The organism is Streptomyces sp. NPDC058086, assembly GCF_042885015.1.
Classification (GTDB): Bacteria; Actinomycetota; Actinomycetes; order Streptomycetales; family Streptomycetaceae; genus Streptomyces.
In genome coordinates this window covers 1-19,601 of the sequence record NZ_JBHVST010000092.1, presented here as the reverse complement: position 1 = coordinate 19,601, position 19,601 = coordinate 1, and the positions used below count along the sequence as shown (strand labels likewise).

Below are 19,601 nucleotides of genomic sequence, written 5' to 3'. Positions count from 1 at the left end.
CTCGCGATCCGCTGACAAGGAGCGATTCGCATGGTCAACGCTACCAGCGGGGGTGCCCGGTGAGTACTACCGCAGCCCCGGCCCCCGACAAGACGACGGACGACACGTATGTGGCGCGCAGCCCGCTGTCGGCCCTGTTGGCCACGCTTACCGCGTTGGTCGCCACCGTCCTGGCCTTGTTCGACCTGTTCATGAACGGCCTGTGGCCCACCTGCCTGCACCTGGCCGTCGGCCTCGCCGTGTTCGGCGCGGTCCGACTGTGTGTCGGCCTGGCCCTGGACCCGTACTTCCCGACCGACTCGTACGACGACCCGGAGAGCAGCACATGAGCGCCCCCGTCGACATCCGCAAGCCCAACGTGGTCAGCCCGGCCGACGACGACCAGCGCTCCTGGGACGTCCCCGCCCGGGCCGACCACCACCACAACGACGACCAGGAGCCGGAACAGAACGACGGCCCGGAGGCGACCGACTCCGAGCCGGACGGCGACCCGCGCACCATGCGGCTGCTCGCCGTCATCGCCGGAGTCGGCGGCCTGGTGCTCGCCGGGATCGGCTTCACCGGCTCCTACAACACTCTGCGGCACCTCGCGGAGAGCAAGAACTTCGGCAGCTTCTCCTACGCGTTCCCCATCGGGATCGACGCGGGCATCCTCGTGCTCCTGGCGCTCGATCTCTACATGATGCGCAAGCGGATGCCGCTGCCGATCCTGCGCTGGGCGGCCCACGGACTGACCGCCGCCACGGTGGCGTTCAACGCGGCCGCTGCGGGACCGGTGATGGACGACCCGCTCGCGGCGTCCATGCACGGCGTGATCCCGGTGCTGTTCATCATCGCCGTGGAGGCCGCCCGTCACTACATCAGCCGGATGGCCGACCTGCTGGCCGGCGCCACCCCGCTCGGGTCGGTCCCGCTGATCCGGTGGATCCTCGCTCCGCTGTCCACACCCCGCCTCGCCCGCCGGATGCGGCTCTACAACCTCCCCTACACGGAGGTCGCAGCGCAGCATCAGCAGTTGCGGATCTACCGCGAGGGTCTGCGCCAGAAGTACGAGGGCCGCAAGGAGGGCTGGCGCGGGGCGGCATCGGCGAACGAGATGCTGCCGTTCAAGCTCGCGCCCTTCGGGTTCAGCGTGGAGCGCGCGCTGGCCGTGCCGCTGGAGGAGGAGACCAAGCGGATCAAAAGGGAGGCAGACGCGGCTGTTCAGCGTGCCGAGGCCGAGATTCAGCGAGTCAAGACCGATGTTCAACTCGGCGCCGCTCGCATTCAAGCGGAGGTCGACAAGATCCGCGCCGAAGGTCAGCTGAAGATCGCCAGGGCCGAAGCGGAACGCGAGGCTCAGGCGGAGATTCAGGCAGCCGAGGCCGATGCTCAACTCCGTGAGGCCAAGCGTCAGCACGCGCTCAAGCTCGCTGAGGACAAGGCCGCAGCCGAGGCCCAGGAGCTCGCCGACGAGACCGAGAAGCGCCGCACCCTCGCCCGCATCGACCGGGAGAAGGTGCAGGCCAGTTGGGGTCTGGAGCAGCAGCAGATGGCCTCAGAGGCCACCGAGTCGGAGCGCCGGATCCAGGCCGATGCCGCCGCTCGCGCCCAGCGTGACGAGGTCGCCCGCAAGGCCGACATCGCGGAGCAGGAGCAGCGGCGCGCTGAGGCGGAAGCGGCCCGCACGAAGGCGCTCGAAGAGGTGGCTGAACACGAGCGGAAGGAGGCTGAACACCGCGCCGCAACGGTGAACATGGACCTGGAGGCGCAGCGCGGCTGTGAGGAGATCGCCGCCTCCGCCGCCCGTGAGGAGTCCGCGAAGGAAGAGGTGGCTGAACGCCGGGCGCGCGCCGCTGAACACGAGGCGCGTGCGGTTGAAGCCGCGGCCCTCGCCCGCATGGGCCAGGTCGACTGGGATGTGCAGCGGGTCGTCGCGATGGTCCAGGCCCGGGGCGAGAGCGCGGTCACCGTCCGCGTCATCGCCGACGAACTGGGCATCTCCACCGGCTCCGCGCAGGACCGCAAGACCCGCGCCGTCGAACTCCTCAAGGAGGGCGGCACGCAGGCTCCGCGGCAGGCAGCAGCCTGAAAGCGGAATCCGATCTGAGGGTTCTCCTGGCCCCTACGGTCGCCCCTCGCAGCACGTCTCCGGCTTCCCGTCGGCGGCGCTGCTGCGGGGGTCGGCCGCGGCTGCCAGGCCGACCGCGTCACCCGCTCCACCAGGCACGCTCCGGCCCGACCAGCGGCCCGGAAAGAATCCTTTTGTACCCCCGACCCCGACGTCTACGGAAAGTAGCGGCGAGGCGAGGCGACGCGAGGCGAGGCGAGGGGGAAACCCCCTCCCAGCCCCCTGCCGAGCCCTCAAACCGGGGGCGATGGGGGTCTCTGTCCTCACCTCGCGTCGCCGCGCCTCGCCTCTCCACTACGCAAAGTGAGGAGATTCGTCGTGGCAGACACCGCGACCGCGCCCCCCGACAGCACCACCAGCGAGGGCACCGACACCGCTGAATACACCGTCGTCACCGAGCCTTCGGAGGCCGCCGACCCGGCCCCGGAGCCGAAGAAGACCAGCCGTGGACGCCCCCAGGCGCTGCCGCTCCTCGTCCACGGAACCAACGCAACCGGAATCGCCGTGGGCATCGCCTACGGGGTCGCCGGGGTGCCCGGACTCATCGCCGCCGGCGCGGCCGGAGCAGCTGTCGGCGCCGCTGCGCTGGCCGGCAGGAAGAAGCGCTCGAAGGCCTCCGCCGCCCGCAAGGCCGCCGCCGCGAACCGTTCCGGCGGCGGCTCCGGCCGGGCTGGAGGGGGCGCGGGCAAGGGCGGCCTACTCGGTCGTGGTGGCGGTGGTCGTGGCGCGGGCGGGGCCGGCTCCGGACGACGTCCTGGCGGTGGCCGTCACACCGGGGGCGGGTCCGGCCGGGGCTCCGGAGGCAGCGGCGGGTCCGGGTCCCAGAAGAACGGGCGCGGCCCAGGCGGTCTGCTCAGCAAGGGCGGCGGCCGCGGCAAGGGCGGCCTGGGCGGCGGGGCTGCCAGTCCCGGCGCCAACACGCCCAAGGACGCCGGCGGCAAGAACAACCCCGGCGGGAACGGCGGCGGGAAGGCCGGCGCCGGTCAGCAGTCCCGCACCGGCAAGGCGTGGCAGACCCTCAAGGGCTGGGGCAACAAGATGCGCCGCAAGAACCGCGGCGCGGGCACCGGGGCCTCCGGCAACTCGGGGAACTCCGGCGGTTCGAACGGCTCCGGGACCGGCTCCAGCGGCAAGGGCACCACCACCCCGGCGAAGTCCCGCCTCGGGCGCGCGATGCAGAAGATGCGCGGCTGGGCGGGCAAGCTGCGCCGCTCCAAGAAGGGCAACGCCGGCACGTCCGGCGGCTCCAGCGGGTCCGGGAAGACCGGTCCGACGACAAGCCGTCTCTACCGGCTGCGTCGCCTCGCCGCCCGCAAGCTCGGGCACTGGGCACGCTGCGCCGGCGCCGGATTCCTCGCCGGACTCGGAGGGCTGCTCACGCTGCCCCTCGGAATCCTGTGGGGCACCTGGCGCCTGCTCACCAAGCACCGCGACCCGCTCGCCGGGTTCAACTTCCCCGTCCGCACCGCCGGACGGATCTGGCGGTTCTTCTTCCGCCGCTCCAAGGCCCGCCACGACAAGGAAGCCAAGGCGGACCAGCTCAACCTCACCGTCAACGACCCCCGGAAGGACACCGACCCCGTGACCGGACCCTCTCTGGCCGCCAGCAGCAGCGTGCTGGACGGCAACAACTCCAAGTTCGCCCTCGCGATGCGCGCGACGCACTCCGCCTACACCGGCTACAGCCCGACCAGCATGATGGAGGTCGCCGCCGAGTACGCGGGCCTGCCCAACGGCATCCGCGCCGCGGCGATGGCCGTGCAGCAGATGGCCGTCAACTCCGACCAGAAGTACCCCTGCAGCAAGCGGGCCATCGCCAAGCTCACCGAGGCGTACCAGCGGATGGTCGCCGCAGCCGCCAGGGCGGACAACATGGTCGCCCTGTTCCGTTACGCCCACAAGTTCGACATCGAGCGGATCGTCGCTCCCAGGACGAACGAGTGGATGTGGAACGTCACCCCGACCGGGTCGTCCGCGTCCGAGGCCGCGATGTTCCAGCCGGGCCGGATCGAGTCCGGCTGCGTCCTGATGGCCGTGCTCTACCGCACCTTCGAGCCGGTCCACATGATGCAGGTCGGAGCCGAGTACCAGGGCATCGGCTACGGGCTGACCGCCCTGGCGGATGCGATCCAGGCCCTGCACCAGCGCACCCGCGACCAGTACCCGGTCGACGACCGCGTCACCGACGAACTCGGCACGCTGGTCCAGATGATCCGGGCGGCGGCCGACGACGCCGACATGGCCGCGAAGCTGTTCCTCGAGGACCACCGCCTGGAGATCAGCCACAACGTCAACCCCCGCAAGGGCCCGGCTGCCGAGTCCATGTGGAACACCCCCCGCTGACCCTCCAACCCCCGCTCCACCTGGAGCCGGTGGCCGTCCCCGAACCGAGGGGCCGGCCACCGGCTCCCTTGCTGCCTATCGACCTTGTTGCTGCCCCCGCCCCGCCTTCCTGACCAGGACGGAGAACCTCCCCATGCCGATGCGTCACTGGGACTGGTCGCTGCCCAGCGGCCACACCACCTTCCTCGGATACGCCAGCGAGACCGCCGCCTCGATGGTGATGCTCGCCCCGATCACCGGACTGCCCTGGCAGGCCGCCGCCGTCACCCTCGGGGGCGCGGCCGCCGCCGGAGCCGTCCACGACCTGCGCGAGGGCACCACGGCCGGCACCCTCACCACCCGCGCCCTGTCCTGGATCACCGCTGCCGGGTGGGCGTCCTGGGCGCTGGCGACCGCGCCCCTCACCTCCACCGGCTGGGCAACCGGCCTGGGCCTGGCGGCCGTCGGCATCGCCGCGAACGCCTCCGCGACCCGTTCGGAGTCCACCCGCTCCGAGCGCAAGCGGCTGCTCAAGCTGCGCCGCGAGTCGGTCGGCATCCTGCGTGACTGGGAAGACCGCATGAAGCGCGTCGCCCGGGTGGAGAACTGCGTCGGCAAGGACGTGCAGCACTGGCCCGGGAAGGTCGGCTACACCGTCGAACTCGACCTGCCCTCCGGCGGCACGACCGCCGACGACCTGAACGGCTACGGACCGAAGTTCGCCGCCGACCTGCGCCTCGCCGACGGCTGCGGTGTCGAGATCTTCCCCGGCGCCAACCGCGGCACCATCCTGATCGAGGTCACTCTCCAGGACGTCATCAGCCAGGACGTCAACTACCCGGAGGACTTCTCCGAGCTCACCCTCACAGAGCGGTTCCCCTTCGGCCTGCACCGCAACGGCCAGCAGGCGCTCGGCAGCCTGTGCAACGACTGCGGCATCCTCATCGGCGAGACCGACGCGGGCAAGACGAACACCCTGCGCGTCGTCACCGCCCAGCTCGCCCGGATGCCCGACGCGCTGATCTGGGCGATCGACATCACCGGCGGCGGCGTCGCCCTCTCGTGGATCACCCCGTGGGCCACCGAGGGCCTCGCGTCCGCGCCGGTTGTCGACTGGATCGCGCACACCGAGGACGAAGCCCGGCTCATGCTCAAGATGGCCGGGGAGATCATCGCCGCCCGCAAGGCCGGATACCAGCAGCTGATGCGGGAGAAGAAGACCGACAACAAGCTGCCGATCTCCCACGAGATCCCCGGCATCGTCATCATCTGCGACGAAACCGCCTCCCTGCCGTTCGACATCAAGGAGGGCCTGGACAAGGTCGCCGAAGAAGGCCGCGCGATGCGCGTACGGCAGCTGGTCTGCGGCCTGCGCGCCACCCAGGACGTCGTCACCGCCACCATGAAAATCCAGGCGAAGTGGCGCGTCGGCATGACCGTCTCCGACGCGGAAGAGCTCGCGTACCTCTTCCCCGGCTACATCAAGATCGACCCGAAGGACGCGCCCGTCGCGGGCGCCGGCTGGACGATGCACACCCGGCTGGGGCCCAAGAAGCCCACCGCGATGAAGGTGTGGCGCCTGGTCGACGAACTCACCGACAAGATCTGCGCCGCCACCGCCGCCCGCCGCCCCAAGCTGGATGAGCTGTCGGCGTCGGTGGAGAGCGGCGGCTTCTACCCGCAGCGGTGGGCGCGCACCCTGCCGGACCTCTACAAGGGCCAGAAGCTCACCGAGTCCGCGCAGCACGCCATCGACAACGCCGGGGAGATCATCGCCGCCTCCACCCTGCTCGCCTCCGACCCGGCCCCGGCCAAGCCGGCCGGCACCACCCAGGCGGCCCCGGCCGCCGCGGCGGTGCCGGGGTTCGAGGGCTTCGGCGGCGCGGCGGAACTGTTCGCCGCCGTCACCGCCAGCCTCGACCCCACCGCCGGGCCGATCGCCGTCCCCGCAGGCCCGGCCCCGGCCGCAGGCCCGGCCCCGGCCGCAGCCCCGGCGCCGGCATCGCTCCCCCGCCCCGCCCGCCCGGTCGACCCGCGCGAGAAGGGCTGGGAGGTCCTGGTCGCCGCTGGCGAAACCGGCTACACGCCCAAGGCACTGCACGAGGCGCTCAAGCAGCTGCTGGGCGACGACACTCCGGCGCCGCGCACGGTCAGCGGCTGGCTCAGCAAGTGGGCGGAGGAAGGTATGGCCCTCAAGGACGACTCCGGGCAGTACAGCCGCTACGTCGCCCGTGAGTTCGCCGCCCAGCAAGCCAGCACCGCCCCGGCCCCGGCCAGGCCGGTGCTGCCCGAGGGCATCGACGGCGCTCTGGTCCTCCAGGCCGTCGAACTGCTCGTGGCCACCCAGTTCGGGTCGGCGTCGATGCTCCAGCGCAAGCTGCGCATCGGCTTCGCCCTCACGGAGAAGCTGCTGGACTTCCTCCACCAGCTGGGCATTGTCGGCCCCTCCGACGGCTCCAAGGCACGCGAAATCCGGGTCTCGACTGACGACCTGGAGGCGGTAATGATGAAGCTGGCCGACGAACTCGGCTTCAGCGTCCGCGACTTGGGCGCGCTGGGGCTCGCGGCCGCCGCCGCTTCGCACACCAAGGAGTAGGAGTGACCGCCATGTCTGTCGAGACAGCGGATGAGGAGATCGAGCGCCTGGAGGCCGAACGACACTCCTACAGCGAGACGTTCAAGAACACAGACCCGGCCGACGCTGTCACCCGCGCGCACCTCCAGGAAGAGATGAACCGGCGCACCAACCGGATCCAGGAACTCCAGCAGCACCAGCCGCTGGGGTTCTTCGCCCGCTGGGGCCTGCGCGCCGCCTCCCTCGCCCTGCTCTGGGGCGCATGGGAGGTCGGCCCGTGGTGGGCCAAGACCGGCTGCGTTCTCCTCGCCGCGTTCCTCGCCTTCTACAGCCTCGGCTGACCCCACCGCCCCGTCTCACGGCCCGACCCGGGCCACCAAGGACCCGCCCAGCCATCCCGGCCGGGCGGGTCCTTCGCGTTGCCCACCACCCTCTCCCCCCTTGCGCCAAGGAGCACCCCGTGGAACCCCGCGACCTCACCCTCACCGAACACCAGCCCACCGAGCACACCCCGTCGGCCACCGGCATGCCGACTGTCGCCCTGCCGGTGGAGGGCCTGGAGCAGATCTGGGCCCTGTTCCCCGAGGCCCGCCCCGGCGCGCGGCCCGGATACCTCCCGGCCGCGCCCGCCCACGCCGCGGCCGGCCTCTACACCGACGAGGCGTACATGGCGCGCGTCTACGACCTGGTCCGCCGGGAGGAAGCCCTCAACTTCCTCCGGGCGCAGTACGAGCGCGCCGCCCTCACCCCGGCGGCGGTCCACCAGCCGCTGGCGGCCCCGGCCCCCGCGCCCGTGCTGGCGCCCGTCCAACCGGCCGTGCCGCAGCGGGCGGTGCCGGTCTTCGTGTGGAAGTACAGCGCCATCGCCCTGTCCACCGGCGGCGGCATCGCCCTGGCGGGGGTCGGCGTCGGCGCAGCCGCCCCCACCCTCGCCCAGCTGCCCGCCATCCTCACCGCGACCGGCCAGGCCGTGATGAGCCTGACGGGCCTGTTCGTGCTGATCTTCCTCGCGCTCGCCGCACGCGGATCCTCGCGCGGCAACAGCGGGGGCGGCACGACGGTCAACATCCGCAAGGCGGTCTTTCGGCGCAACAAATTCCACGGATGAGCCGGACTGCCTGCCTCGCCCCCGCCCCGCCCCTCTTTCGGGCGCCGGGGACGGGACAGGCCGCCCGGCCCGCACCACCCACACCCTCCCGGACAAGGAGCAGCCTCACCTTGGCACCCAACGACCCCACCCCGACCGCCGACAACGACCGCCCGACGACGAAGACGGCGACGAAGTCCCGGTTCGCCGAAGCCCGCGCCTGGTGGACCGAGGCGTGGGACAAGGACGGCATCCTCCACCAGCAGTGGGAGGACCTGCGGCGCGCACCCGACGCCGGATGGCACGGCATGGCCAACTGGATCAAGGCCGTGTCCGCCGTCGCCGTGTTCTCGTTCGTCGTCCTGCTCTTCAACGGCGCCGTCGACGTCCTGCTGGACGCCGTGCACCACATCCTCACGGCCGTCCCGGACGTCCAGGTCGGCGACAACACCTCCACCGGCGTGTGGGCCACGATCGACAACCCGGTCCGCTCCTACCTCGCCGCCCACTCCACCGGCCTGCCGATCAGCGCCTCCACCGTCTACACGATCTGGCAGGTCACCGGCCTGTTCTCCCTCATCGCCGGGTTCATCACCCGCAGCAACGGCGTGAGGCTGACGTGGGCGGCCTGGGGCGGCGCGGGCATGGCGATGGTCTGGACGACCACGCCGGACACCTCGCGCACCGTCGCCACCGCCATCGCCGTCCTCGCCTGGACGTTCGCCAGCGCCTTCGCGCTGCGCGGACTCAACCTGCGCCCGCGGGTGTTCACCACCGTCCACACCGGCGCCCCGCAGATCACCGTCCAGCCCCAGATCCACGTTCCCGCCCAGCCCAACGGCCCCGGCCCGGACAACGTCCGCCAGCTGGGCCGCTGATCCGGTCGCTCCGCCTGGCCACCGGCACCGCCGCCCGCACCCGGGCGGCCGGCTGCCGGTGACCGGCCAGGCCGACCGGCCCGCCCTGCCCGCGCCCCGCTGACGAACACCGTCAGCGGAGCGCGGCGCGTGCTGCCCACCGACGTCTGGAGGAGATCGCCTGTGCTCATCCCCCGCCCGCGCCGCCGGATCGGCCGGCCCCGACCGTCCCGCCCCGGCCCCCGCTACCCGCGCCGCCCCCACCGGCTGCCCGGCGCCTGGAGCAGGTGATGGCTGGGAAGCGCAGTAAGCGGCGCCGCGAGAAGAAGCGCGTGCCCCGTACTGACGCGAGCCTCCCAACTGGAGTTCACGCGGGTTCCGTGAGGACTTCGGTACGGGGAATCACCGCAAGTGAGCAGGTGAGGGCCTTCTCGCTGCTTGTCATCCGTGCGTTTCAACTTCTCCGAGTTACTGGCAGATTGTGCTAGTTCGGCCAGTAACTTGCGAGGCTATGCGGAATTCAGGAAGCCGCCGCCGTCTGACGTTGCTCACCGGGCAGCCGGACGACGGCGATGCACACGGCGCCGACGAGCCTGAAAGCGCCGCTGCTTACTCGGCTCCGTTCCTGCTCAGGGCAGTGAGTACGTGATCCAACTCATTCGGCATCACGGCAATGAGAACAGCGCCTTCGGAGGAGTTGCACTCAACGATCCTGGACCCACCGTTGATCTTCATTGCTTCGCGCAGCGAAGGTGAACGCAGGCTGACCTGCCGCAATCCTGCCGGAAGTGATATTGCCGCCCCGGCCCTGGTGCGGGACTCCCAGGCCATCGTGGAGGGGCCAATCAACATCCGCCCCCGGAGCCACCGGCCTGCAAGCGAGGGATGCCTGAGCATGCAGGGAACCTTGATCACATTTCCCTGAGCGGCACTGTCTGCACGTTGCCTCGCCTTCCGGCGAAACAGCCACGCCGTCAGCCCGGCCGCTACGAGGAGACCCACTAGTTCGATCACTGGAGCATTCAAGCAGCGCTCAACCCGAGTGCCCACCCCGTCAACGGCTGGCCACGACCAGCAGGTTCGCTTCCGGTCGACCTTCAGAATCCGCGAACCCGCTGGTTTCGGAGTTCGACCGCACCGCTGTCCCCGAGAACCTGCTTACCCGGCGGCAGTTACGGGACCAGGGGCTGAGCCCCGGCGGGCAGGACCCGGTCGCGGTCCTGCGCTGCAAATACTGCTCCTACCGGCCCGACCAGTTGTGCAACCACCCCACCCGGGCCTGGCTCTGGCGGCGTGACCTGGCCAAGCCCAAGCGCGTCCCGACGCTCGCCCAGGAGTGGGCCCTGGACCGCGCGATGGCCGCTCGACAGACGTGCCCTCTCTGCCTGAGGCGCTACTTCGTCTGTCTCCCGCTGCGCACCAAGGGCTCGTGCGACCCCTGCTTCGAGGGCTACGAGCCCAGCTCGGACACCTACATCACTCCCCCGGCCAAGCACTTGCTGGCCGCCTGATCAGAGAGGACACAGCCCATGCGCACCGCACCCATCGCCTCCGCCTTCACCGAGCCCGAGAGGCCCAAGGGCCTGCAGATCCGGTTCATCACGGTCGGCGGTTCGTACGTCGACGTCACAGGCGCCGGCCACGACTCCGACAAGCACCGCTGGGACTGCCACGGCTGCAAGGACACCTCACGGTTCCCGGAGAAGGACTACCTGTTCAGCATCCGGGAGAAGGCCAACGAGCACGCCGGCCTCTGCCGCGCGATCCCGCTGACGTGAGTGCCCGCCGCCTGCGCACCGCCGTCCTGCTGCTGGCCGCCGTGCCGCTCACGGCCACGGCGGCCGCCGCGCTCAAGGCCGGCCACTGGAGGCTGACCTGCTCCCGGCACGGCATCTGGCTGGAGCCCCGTCCGCGTCCTCGCTGCCCCGACTGCCACGGCGCCGGCGGCTGGTGGACCAACGGCCGTTACCCGGAGATGGAGGCCTGCTGGTGCTGGGCAGAGCGGCGCGAGCTGTCGCTGCGGCTCCTGCCCCGCCTCGCGGTCCCCTACGACGAACCCTCGTTCTGACGGCTCCCCGTGCCACCCCGGCCAGATGACAAGCGCTGGCCGGGGCGGTGCGGAGGACCGGACAGCCCGGTCGCCCGGAACTCCGAAGGAGCTGTACATGACCGAGACCCTCACACCGCCCACCATCGCCGCCGGCGCGGACTCGCCGCTCGCCCTCCTCTTCGACATCGCCCTTGAGATCGGTGTGCAGGGCGAGGACGAACAGCGCGACGACGCCGAAACGGCAGCCCTGGACCACGTCTGGAACGCCTACCCCGACACCCTCGGCAAGGCCCTGAAGGACGACGACTGGAGCGGCCGGCCCGCCCTGGCCGGAGCCGGACTGGAGCCGTGCGCCGTCGCCTACCTGGACGGCGGCCTGTGGCTGCACCACTCCAGCGACGGCGACCAGGAGCAGGGCGTCCTCACCCTCATCGCGCCCTGCACCTGCGGAAACGGCTACGTCGACACCGCCCTGGACGGCGAGCAGGACTTACTGCAGGTCCTCAACGACCTGCGCGCCACCGGCGGCCGTTTCCCCCACGACAGCGGCTGGCCCGACTGCGACAGCCAGCGCCGTCTGCGCGCCTGGGGCGACGCCCGGCCGTGACAGCACAAAGGGGCGGCCGGCGCGCTCGAACCGCGCCAGCCGCCCCAACTCCCCTCGGCCTCACACCAGGCCACCGCCCCAGTTCAGGCCGTCCAACACGGCGGTCCCGCCCACCAGTAGGAGAACCCACATGACCACCACCACGATCACCGCCGACGACATCATCCGCCGCTACGCCGACGACATCGCCTACGTAGCCGAGAAGGACAGGGACCAGGCCACCGACATCGGCACCCTCGCCGATCAGCTGGACACCGCGGCCCGCAACTTCTCGATGGCCGGCATCAACGGTCACGAGGACCTGGAGACCGCTTCGACCTTCCTCGCCGAGGCCCACCAGTCGACCGACGACGTCGAGCGCACCGTCTTCCTCCGTAAGGCCGACAAACTCCTCCACCCCATCCTCTGGGACATGACCCAGGAGTACCGCGACATGGTCGGAGACGACGACAAGGACGACGACTGACGATCAGCCCGCAGAAGAGCCACGGCCTTCCCAGGCCGGGGCTTTCGCTTCGGGTACGGCGCGGGCGACGCAGCCGGTTCCGGCTGCATCTGTCGGCAGCGTCGACCGCATGCCGGACGACAGCGGCTGGCCCGACTGCATCAGCATCTGTCGCATCCGCGCCAGGAGCGGCAGCCGCCGTGACAGCCCGGGCGGCGAGATGTGCTGGTGCTGGGACCGCCCCGCGCGGACCTTCCGGGCTTCTGCCCGTCCGTGACCCCTGGCCGGACGAACCGCCGTTCTGACACCCGACGCACCGAAGCCACCCCGGGCGGCCCGCACATCACGGGGGCCGCCCTCTCACGTTCGCCAAGGAGAACCCCGCTCATGCCGACCTTCACGGCTCCAGACTTCGTCATCGACAAGAATCTGGACACTGCCTGCGCCTCCGTCGTCAGTGAGATCGGACGCACGGACGGCAAGGCGTCCTTACTGCTCGCCTTCAACGGCGCCGCCCTCGCCGGCCTCGCGTCCGTCACCGACAAGGACCTGCCGACCGCGACGAAGGTCTTCGGCGCGCTCGCCGTCCTCGCCCTGGGCACGGCCGCCGTGCTGCTGCTCCTAGTCGTCAGGCCCCGCCTGCGCGGCGACGACCGGGCGTCCTTCCCGCACTGGGCACGCCTGGACGAAGACGAGATCCGCGCCTGCATGGACGGGGACACCCGCGCCGCCCGCATCCGGGTCCTGTCCGCCCTCGCCGTACGGAAGTTCATCCACCTGCGGCGCGCGGTCGACCTGTCCCTCGCCGCCCTGGCCCTGCTCGCACTGGCCGCCGCCAGCCTCGCGCTGTGACGGCGGCCGCGCAGGCCCCCACCCGTCTGGAACGCATCCGCGCCTCGGCCGTCGCGCAGCTGCTCACCGCCGCCGGGCGCCGGGCAGAGCAGATCGAACCCACAGAGTGTTGAGCGAGATGAGGCTGGCACGTACCTCTGATCTGACGACGGCCCTGCTCCCGAATCCGTCCCGCCGCTCTGTATTCCCGTAGCCCCGGCTTCCCCTCAGGCGGAGCGGCGGGACCTCCTTCTATTCCACCGGGTCACCCGGGCGAGCTCCGGTCGCAGCCCGGTCAATCCCGGTCGCGATGCGCTCGACGAGCGCCGCCTCCTCGGGGGCGCGCACCACGAAGTGGACGTCCCACTGCGCCCCGCGCGCCAACTCTGCCTCGACAGCGGCCCATACGGCGGCGAGACTGACGTGGTACGGCAGCTCGCCGGGCTCCGAGCCGAGCAGGGGGAAGCACACCGAACGCAGCGGCGGCGCATGGCGGTCGCGCTCCTCGGCCAGCAGAGCGAGGGCCCGGGACACCGCCCGGGTGACGTCGGCCGGCAGCACGTCGTAGTCGTTGGTTCCCGCCCGGGGAACGGCGATCGCGGCATGGTAGATCCGCCGCACACCTCGTCCGGCCAGGGCGCCCGAGGCGGTGGCGGCCACTGTGCCGGGCAGCACCGCGCGTCCCGCGGTTCTGTGCAGGGCAGCCCACTTGCGCAGTTCGTCGTGGAGCGGGTCGTCCACCACGTCACCGGCCACGCCCCGAACGGAGGCCGCCCGGCGGAGCGACGCGGCGACCGACGACTTGTACGGCTCCGGCAGCGCGAGATGGACGTCGACCGGGGAGACCACCACGTCCACGTCCTGCAAGAGGTCCACGGGGTGCACATGGACGGTGAGCTCCACCTGCCGACCGCCGGCAAGGACCTGCACGGACCGGTGCGTGCCGGCGCTCCACTCGCCCTCTCCGGCGCCGGGCGTCCCGTTCTCCTGCGACACCAGCCGCCGGATGTGGATGGCGACCTCCCCGAGGACCATCAACTCGTGGCCCTTGCGAAAACGCTCGACGCTCACGCCGTGCACCGATGCTGCCTTGGCGCGACGCGAGGACGCCGGCCAGTCCCGGGTACCCTGCGCCAGACCCAGGGTGTACTCGGCGGCAGTGCGCAGCGCGCCCGCGTCCAGGCGTGACACGGCGAGCCGCAGCAGCGCCTCGACGGCCGCGCCCGGACTCCGGGCAGCGGTCACGGTCACCGCTTCCGCGGCCGACTCTAGAGCCGGCAGTGAGCGCCCGCGCAGCCGGACCAGCCCCGCTCGCCTGACTTCCTTGAGTTCAGCCAGAAGTGACGCATAATCAGGAAGGGGCGATGCCATGCCTTCACCATGGCTCACGCTTGGGTAGGCAGCCTGAAGATCACAGGTCCCCGTCCTCTGTCCACTCCCCCGACTCCCCGTCTCAGTCCGAGCTTTGCCCCGCCCTGCCGAGGCGGGGGGCGGCTGGAAGCGTGGGGCAGGCCGTGCGGACACGTTCGGTGTCGTTTTGCGCCGTTCCTGCGTCAGGAGTTCGTCGGCATCGGAGTCGTCCCTGGCAGACTGCTCGTCTTGCTGGGCTTGCCGCTGGACTGCGCTGAGGGCTTCCTGCGTCGTCAGGGGGTCGGCCAGCAGTGTCGTGATCTCCTCAGCGACACGCGCTTCCCACGCATCAAATGCGTTCTCTTCTTGGCCGTACTCGTCATCGTTCATGTTGCCTCCCCTCGCCTGTCGCTCCAGACCTGTCTCAGCTTGCGCCGCGCATGGCGAAGATTCGAATCCACCGTGGCTCTCTCCGTCCCGAGGAACTTCGCTATCTCCTCAGGCCGGTAACCGTCGAAATGCCATGCCATAGTCTCCCGCTGCCGGTCGGACAGCCCCCGGAGAACTTGCAGGACCTCGGCGGCTTCGCTCTGCTCCTCCACCACAGCGTCTGGCCGTGCTGGTCCGGGGGCTGGCCGCTCAGCTTCATGCCGTGCAAGAAGGTCGCGTTTGGCATCGCGTTTGCAGATGTCCGACGCTATACGGCGCGCAGTCTGACGTACCCATGCCTTGGGCTGTGACACATTGTCCCGCTCCTTGAGTAGGCGCAGCATCGCCTCCTGCGCCGCGTCCGCCACTAGGTCACGGGGGAAGCCCTGGAGTGTGAGATGCCGGATCAAGTTCGGGTAGTCCTTCTGGAAGAAGGCTTCGAACTCGTCGTTCGTCAACGCCGGGGCCTCCTTCCGTGCGGAACTCCAACTGCGAAGCGGGGTAGGGCCATTTCAAGGACGACGATCCCTCTGCAGACAGCTCAAGCAGAGCAGGACTGCCCCTCCGACCACTGTCGCGGCAATCGAGTTCGTCGTGGCGAAGACGGCGGCCAATGTTGCTCCTACCTCCCTGAACAGCATCATCCGCTTGTCCGGATACCTAGATCGGCTCGGAGCTGGCAGCGGCTGGTCGGTGGACCCTTCGCTGCCGTGCCCGCCGACCGACGGCCCTTGCGTGTCTGACGTTGCCTCGTTGATATCCGTCATACCGACTAGAGCGACGATCTCCTCTGGATCTGCAAAACCTGGCAGGAAAAGTTGTGGCATGGCCGCGGCGTTGGACGGCCGGTGGTCAGGTTGTCGAGCAGACCATGAGTCTCGGTGTCGCCTCAGCTCGGACGTATGGGCTGGCCCGGTGATTCGCTCCCCGGTTGAGGCCCACAGCGTTCCCGCAGTGCAGGACGAGGCTGCGCTGGCAGCGTGCGGAGCACGGCCGTACGTTCTGCCAGCTGCTGGTGCAGGAGCTGGTTCTCGGTCGTCGTCTGGTGCAGGGCGCCGATGAGGCCTTCGACATCGGTCTTGAGCTGGGCGATCTCCTCCGCGTCGGCAGCCCGTAGTTCCTTGAGCCTGCGGATCTGCTTGCGCAGGCGTTGCTCACTGTCCGGGGTGCCACCCTTGGCGCGAACCTTGTTGTAGAACTCGTTCTTCAGCCCGAGGCCCGCCAACCGGGCCGTGCCGGACGACACGGTCCTCGCGCAGCACAAGGCGCTGGTCCGCTCCCACCCGCAGCTCAAGGCGGAGGGCTTCAACGAGGTCGTCTTCTCCGACAGCCTCTACCGGCTGCTGCCGTACCTGGAGCGGCTGAGCGAAACCCGGACCGCCGACCTCGGGCTGGACGGCGGCGACGGGCCGGGGTGACCTGCTGCTCGTACGCCGCACCTTCGGACCGGAGATCGTGCCGCTGTGGCGGTGGAAGCCCGGCTCGAACGTCGCTGGCGGCGACCGCGTCGCGGAGATCCGCCTCGGTCAGATGTACCTCACCCTCGCGCTCCGGCGGAACGTCGACGGCGAGGGGGACATCGTTCGACGTGATGCTGCCGTGCCCGCACGACGACGAATGCTCCGGCTACGCGTGGGCGCCCGCCTACAGCATCACCAGCCTCTTTCGGGCGCTGAACGGCGACCTGGACGGTCACGAGGACATCGTCTGCACCGTCCACGGCAGCTGCGACGACGTCGACCAGGAGGCTGACGCCCCCGCCAACAACAGCGACCAGGAGGAGGACCACGAAGGCCGCGCAAAACTCGAAGCGCAGGCCCTGGAAGCGATCCACGGATGAGCTGACGGACGCTCCGTGCTGCCCCGACCCCGGCCACCGCGCCGGGGCCGGGGCGGTCGCGGTGGCCCCTCACCACCGCGATCACGAAAGGAGATGGACGTCATGACCCACCCGTACTACGAGGTCGACGTCCCGACACGGAACACCGAGAGGCCCGGCCTGGAAGGCGTGCAGGTCTTCACCGGTCGGGCCGACAGCCGAAGCGCCGCCGTGAAGGCCGCGTACGAGGTCTACGACGCGGCGCGCGCTGCGGCGGAGACCGGACTCGAGATTCCCCACGGGCGGCCGGACAGCTGGGGCGCCTGCGGATATCGGCCTGGCTGGGAGCTCGAGTGGCCCGCCGCGAAGGCCGGCCCCTGGAGGAGTCCGTACAGCTGGCTCAACTCCAAGACCTTCGACCTGTAGCTCTGCCCCGGGACAGACGACCGCGCGTCTCAAACCCAACCGCCTGTCCCGGGCCCACCCAACCCGTACAAGACGAGAGAGGGAGATCCTCATTATGGGCTCCGTCCTGCGCGTGCAGGCCCGGTTCGGGCAGCGCGCACTCTTACTGACCACCGCCGCCGTGCCGTTGACCGGCTGGACCGTGCACGCCCTCGCGCTGCACCGGCGGCTCGCCGTCGCGAAGAAGGACCCGCTCACCGGCCTCTTTCGGCGCGACGCGTACACCGCCCGGGCCCGGCAGGTCCTGCGCCGCCACGGCGACGACACCGTCGTAGTCCTGGTCGACCAGGACCACTTCAAGGACGTCAACGACAGCCTGAGCCATGCGGCCGGGGACATGGTGCTGCGGGCGACCGCCGACCGGCTCACCGCCTGGGCGGGCCCGGGCGCGGCCGTCGGCCGGCTCGGTGGAGACGAGTTCGCCATCGTGCTGCACCTGCCCCGCGGCCGCCGCGAGGTCCGCCTCGCGCAGCTGGTGCGGATGCTGCGCATCCCGGTGATCCTCGACGACGGCCAGGCTGTCGACGTCGCCGCGTCCGTCGGCGCCGCGGCCCTGGACGTGATCGGCACCCGCGACCTGTCCGTGGCGCAGCGCGCCGCCGACGCCGCCCTCTACGACGGAAAGCATTCCGGCCGCGCGGTCCTCGCCACCCAGGAGCACGCGACGGTGCCGTTCATCAACGGCAGGCGCGCGGGCCGACCGGGCACCGCTGTGTGGGGGCGAGCCGCATGAGCATCGCCACCCTGCCCGAGGGCGACTGGATCCGCGGCATCACGATCCGCCAGCCCTGGGCGACCTGCATCCTCGCCGGGAAGAACCCGGAAAACAGGCCCGTGCACTGGCCGTGGCGTGGCTGGATCCTGATCCACGCCGGGCAGAAGCTGGAGCGCCCCGCCCTGCGTGACCCGCTGGTCGCCACCGCGATCCGCGGCCGCGAACTGCACCTGGGCGCGGTCATCGGCGTGGCCCGCCTCACCGGCTGCCACCCCGACCAGGGGCCCGAGCAGTGCACCAGCCCCTGGGCGCAGCGCGGCGCGCACCACCTGGTCCTCGCCGACGTCCAGGAGCTCGCCCTGCCCGTGACGGCCACGGGCGCGCTCCCGGCCTGGAAGCCGACCCCGGATCTGGTGGCGCAGGTGTTCCAGCAGTTGCCCGACTTCCGGCCGTGACCCGCACGGGACGCAAGAAGGAGAAGCCGCCGTTTGAGCCGAGCCTGATCCCGGCTCCTGGCGCACTTCTCGACTGGCGCGACAGCCAGCACTTCGACCGCTGGCAGGACCGCCCCTGCGCACTGTGCGGCCGGCCCACGTCCATGCGCTCCCACTCCGGGGAGCCCGTGCACAAGGCATGCGCTGAGGACTGGATCACCGCCAACCCCGTTGAGGCCCGCCTCGGGCGGTTCGCCTCCGACGCCAAGCCCAAGTCCAAGGGCCAAGGCGACGTCCACGCCTGAACTCCCTCCATCTGGAGGCTCCTTTGAGCAGCACCCAACGCGAGGTCGACCACGCCCTCGCCTACCCTGAGCCGCCCGCGTCCCCGCTCTGGCACCGCCACGGCGCGAAGGCCCGGCCGCTCACCGACGCCCAGAAGAAGCGCAACCGCGAGCTCCTGGACCTCGCGCAGCGCAAGCCCCGCACCACCACCGCCGCTGCGTAGGAGGGCCGGCCATGTTCACCGACATGAAAGAGGCCCTCGAAGCCGAGGCCCTCGAACTCACCCCGCTCGGCAGCGGCCAGAGCGCCGCAGCCTCCCTGGTGGTCGCCCACCAGGCCCGCGACAAGGACGACCTCGCCGACCTCCTGGGCGCGCTCGGACTGCCCTGCGGCGAGGACGACCTCGTACGCCTGCTCCCCCACCTCACCACCGCCGACACCCCGACGACCGGAGACTCCATGTCCGGCAATGCCTTCACTGCCACCGCCGTCTCCATGCTGAACAACGGCGACAGCCCCGAGCACGTCCGCGAGACTCTCGGCCTGTCGGAGAGCGAACTCGCCGACGCCCTCCAGCGCGCCGGACTGCCCGTCTCCGACGCGGACACGGAGGACAGCACCAGCACCCCGGAGGCGGCCGCCTCGGCACCGGCCAGCACGACGGACGCCGACCAGATCGAGGCCTTGCTCGCCTGGGCAGAGAAGCACTCCGCCGCCACCATCCGCAACAGGGCCGCCCGTGTCCGCAGCGACGTCACCGAACTGACCGATCGCCGTGCTTCCGACGCAGCCCAGAGCGCAGCAGAGGACCGGGTCGCCAAGGCCAGGGCCGAACTGGAGGCTGCACAGGCAGAGCTGCGCCAGGCGAAGGCCGGCGGCCGCATCACCACAGAGGACCCCGCCACCACCTCCTTTGCGCCCGTGCAGGGTCCGGGCGGCAAGCGCAGCTCGGAGGAGCTGGCCGCGATCCGGACCTGGGCACGGGCCAACGGTCACCAGGTCGCCGACCGGGGCAACCCGGCGAAGACCGTCCTGGACGCGTACGACGCCGCCCACCGCACCACCGCCCTGGCGGAGGCTTCCCAATAACGTTGTCAAACGGCGCTGGTTCAGCGCTGGATGGTCACGACCATCTGCGGCAGCACCCTGCCAGCAATGGAACCAGAGGGGACGTTTCCTATGCGTACAGCGCCCATCGCACGGTAGAAAGGCTCGGCATT

24 protein-coding genes and 1 pseudogene are annotated in these 19,601 nt (G+C 70.8%); 21 read left to right on the top strand and 4 right to left on the bottom strand.

The genetic code is table 11. From position 1 onward, the window contains the following. Nucleotides 1-59 precede the first annotated feature (59 nt). The 13 genes from ACFVWD_RS43970 (at nucleotide 60) to ACFVWD_RS43910 (ending at nucleotide 12,905) form a co-directional block, all read left to right on the top strand. The gene (locus ACFVWD_RS43970; RefSeq protein WP_389603624.1) at nucleotides 60-329 is read left to right on the top strand and encodes a hypothetical protein; all 270 of its coding nucleotides are present in this window, start codon (nucleotides 60-62) and stop codon (nucleotides 327-329) included. Then, nucleotides 326-2,071, top strand: a complete 1,746-nt coding sequence (locus ACFVWD_RS43965; protein WP_389603622.1) for a DUF2637 domain-containing protein — start codon at nucleotides 326-328, stop codon at nucleotides 2,069-2,071. Before ACFVWD_RS43970 ends, ACFVWD_RS43965 begins: the two co-directional genes overlap by 4 nt. A gap of 357 nt (nucleotides 2,072-2,428) precedes the next feature. Next, complete coding sequence (locus ACFVWD_RS43960) at nucleotides 2,429-4,453, top strand: hypothetical protein (RefSeq protein ID WP_389603620.1); 2,025 nt, start codon at nucleotides 2,429-2,431, stop codon at nucleotides 4,451-4,453. Nucleotides 4,454-4,586: 133 nt separating this feature from the next. After that, on the top strand, nucleotides 4,587-7,028 hold the full coding sequence (locus ACFVWD_RS43955; RefSeq protein ID WP_389603619.1) for a DNA translocase FtsK: 2,442 nt from the start codon (nucleotides 4,587-4,589) through the stop codon (nucleotides 7,026-7,028). A gap of 11 nt (nucleotides 7,029-7,039) precedes the next feature. Further along, complete coding sequence (locus tag ACFVWD_RS43950) at nucleotides 7,040-7,348, top strand: hypothetical protein (RefSeq protein ID WP_389603617.1); 309 nt, start codon at nucleotides 7,040-7,042, stop codon at nucleotides 7,346-7,348. A 119-nt stretch (nucleotides 7,349-7,467) separates the two neighbouring features. Beyond that, a complete protein-coding gene (locus ACFVWD_RS43945) occupies nucleotides 7,468-8,115 on the top strand; it encodes a hypothetical protein (RefSeq protein ID WP_389603616.1) in 648 nt (215 codons plus the stop codon). Between the two features lie 110 nt (nucleotides 8,116-8,225). Then, complete coding sequence (locus ACFVWD_RS43940; protein WP_389603614.1) at nucleotides 8,226-8,972, top strand: hypothetical protein; 747 nt, start codon at nucleotides 8,226-8,228, stop codon at nucleotides 8,970-8,972. Between the two features lie 914 nt (nucleotides 8,973-9,886). Then, a complete protein-coding gene (locus ACFVWD_RS43935; RefSeq protein WP_389603668.1) occupies nucleotides 9,887-10,462 on the top strand; it encodes an RRQRL motif-containing zinc-binding protein in 576 nt (191 codons plus the stop codon). An 18-nt stretch (nucleotides 10,463-10,480) separates the two neighbouring features. Further along, nucleotides 10,481-10,729: a hypothetical protein gene (locus ACFVWD_RS43930; RefSeq protein ID WP_389603612.1), complete on the top strand. Its 249-nt coding sequence runs from the start codon at nucleotides 10,481-10,483 to the stop codon at nucleotides 10,727-10,729. Further along, nucleotides 10,726-11,019 (top strand): hypothetical protein, encoded by a 294-nt coding sequence (locus ACFVWD_RS43925; RefSeq protein ID WP_389603610.1) that lies wholly within the window; start codon nucleotides 10,726-10,728, stop codon nucleotides 11,017-11,019. Before ACFVWD_RS43930 ends, ACFVWD_RS43925 begins: the two co-directional genes overlap by 4 nt. A gap of 97 nt (nucleotides 11,020-11,116) precedes the next feature. Then, the gene (locus ACFVWD_RS43920) at nucleotides 11,117-11,608 is read left to right on the top strand and encodes a hypothetical protein (RefSeq protein ID WP_382274948.1); all 492 of its coding nucleotides are present in this window, start codon (nucleotides 11,117-11,119) and stop codon (nucleotides 11,606-11,608) included. A 130-nt stretch (nucleotides 11,609-11,738) separates the two neighbouring features. Then, entirely contained in the window at nucleotides 11,739-12,074 is a 336-nt protein-coding gene (locus tag ACFVWD_RS43915; RefSeq protein WP_389603608.1) for a hypothetical protein, read from the top strand. 366 nt (nucleotides 12,075-12,440) lie between these two features. After that, complete coding sequence (locus ACFVWD_RS43910; protein WP_389603607.1) at nucleotides 12,441-12,905, top strand: Pycsar system effector family protein; 465 nt, start codon at nucleotides 12,441-12,443, stop codon at nucleotides 12,903-12,905. Between the two features lie 231 nt (nucleotides 12,906-13,136). Here ACFVWD_RS43910 and ACFVWD_RS43905 read toward each other — a convergent pair whose 3' ends face one another. The 3 genes from ACFVWD_RS43905 to ACFVWD_RS43895 all read right to left on the bottom strand — a co-directional run bounded on the left by ACFVWD_RS43905 (nucleotide 13,137) and on the right by ACFVWD_RS43895 (nucleotide 15,909). Then, nucleotides 13,137-14,129 carry a hypothetical protein gene (locus ACFVWD_RS43905; RefSeq protein ID WP_389603605.1) on the bottom strand — a complete coding sequence of 331 codons (993 nt, stop codon included), beginning with the start codon at nucleotides 14,127-14,129 and terminating at the stop codon, nucleotides 13,137-13,139. 491 nt (nucleotides 14,130-14,620) lie between these two features. After that, nucleotides 14,621-15,121 (bottom strand): RNA polymerase sigma factor, encoded by a 501-nt coding sequence (locus ACFVWD_RS43900; protein ID WP_389603604.1) that lies wholly within the window; start codon nucleotides 15,119-15,121, stop codon nucleotides 14,621-14,623. Between the two features lie 431 nt (nucleotides 15,122-15,552). Continuing rightward, nucleotides 15,553-15,909 (bottom strand): hypothetical protein, encoded by a 357-nt coding sequence (locus tag ACFVWD_RS43895; RefSeq protein ID WP_389603603.1) that lies wholly within the window; start codon nucleotides 15,907-15,909, stop codon nucleotides 15,553-15,555. On the opposite strand from ACFVWD_RS43895, the gene ACFVWD_RS43890 reads away from it, so the two are divergent. The 8 genes from ACFVWD_RS43890 (at nucleotide 15,896) to ACFVWD_RS43855 (ending at nucleotide 19,470) form a co-directional block, all read left to right on the top strand. Continuing rightward, entirely contained in the window at nucleotides 15,896-16,081 is a 186-nt protein-coding gene (locus ACFVWD_RS43890) for a hypothetical protein (protein ID WP_389603601.1), read from the top strand. The two genes, ACFVWD_RS43895 and ACFVWD_RS43890, sit on opposite strands and share 14 nt — an antisense overlap. Before the next feature lie 170 nt (nucleotides 16,082-16,251). Beyond that, nucleotides 16,252-16,503, top strand: a complete 252-nt coding sequence (locus tag ACFVWD_RS43885; protein ID WP_389603599.1) for a hypothetical protein — start codon at nucleotides 16,252-16,254, stop codon at nucleotides 16,501-16,503. A gap of 102 nt (nucleotides 16,504-16,605) precedes the next feature. Then, nucleotides 16,606-16,908: a hypothetical protein gene (locus ACFVWD_RS43880; protein ID WP_389603597.1), complete on the top strand. Its 303-nt coding sequence runs from the start codon at nucleotides 16,606-16,608 to the stop codon at nucleotides 16,906-16,908. Nucleotides 16,909-17,002: 94 nt separating this feature from the next. Continuing rightward, nucleotides 17,003-17,680: a GGDEF domain-containing protein gene (locus tag ACFVWD_RS43875; RefSeq protein WP_389603596.1), complete on the top strand. Its 678-nt coding sequence runs from the start codon at nucleotides 17,003-17,005 to the stop codon at nucleotides 17,678-17,680. Next, nucleotides 17,677-18,117, top strand: coding sequence for a hypothetical protein (locus ACFVWD_RS43870; RefSeq protein ID WP_389603595.1), 441 nt, complete (start codon nucleotides 17,677-17,679; stop codon nucleotides 18,115-18,117). The genes ACFVWD_RS43875 and ACFVWD_RS43870 overlap by 4 nt, the downstream gene beginning before the upstream one ends. Next, entirely contained in the window at nucleotides 18,114-18,401 is a 288-nt protein-coding gene (locus ACFVWD_RS43865; RefSeq protein ID WP_389603593.1) for a hypothetical protein, read from the top strand. The genes ACFVWD_RS43870 and ACFVWD_RS43865 overlap by 4 nt, the downstream gene beginning before the upstream one ends. Nucleotides 18,402-18,424: 23 nt before the next feature. After that, the gene (locus ACFVWD_RS43860) at nucleotides 18,425-18,604 is read left to right on the top strand and encodes a hypothetical protein (RefSeq protein WP_389603591.1); all 180 of its coding nucleotides are present in this window, start codon (nucleotides 18,425-18,427) and stop codon (nucleotides 18,602-18,604) included. Nucleotides 18,605-18,615: 11 nt separating this feature from the next. Continuing rightward, on the top strand, nucleotides 18,616-19,470 hold the full coding sequence (locus ACFVWD_RS43855; protein ID WP_389603590.1) for a histone-like nucleoid-structuring protein Lsr2: 855 nt from the start codon (nucleotides 18,616-18,618) through the stop codon (nucleotides 19,468-19,470). A gap of 20 nt (nucleotides 19,471-19,490) precedes the next feature. On the opposite strand, the pseudogene ACFVWD_RS43850 reads toward ACFVWD_RS43855, so the two are convergent. After that, nucleotides 19,491-19,601, bottom strand: a pseudogene (locus ACFVWD_RS43850) (GNAT family N-acetyltransferase); the annotation flags it as partial.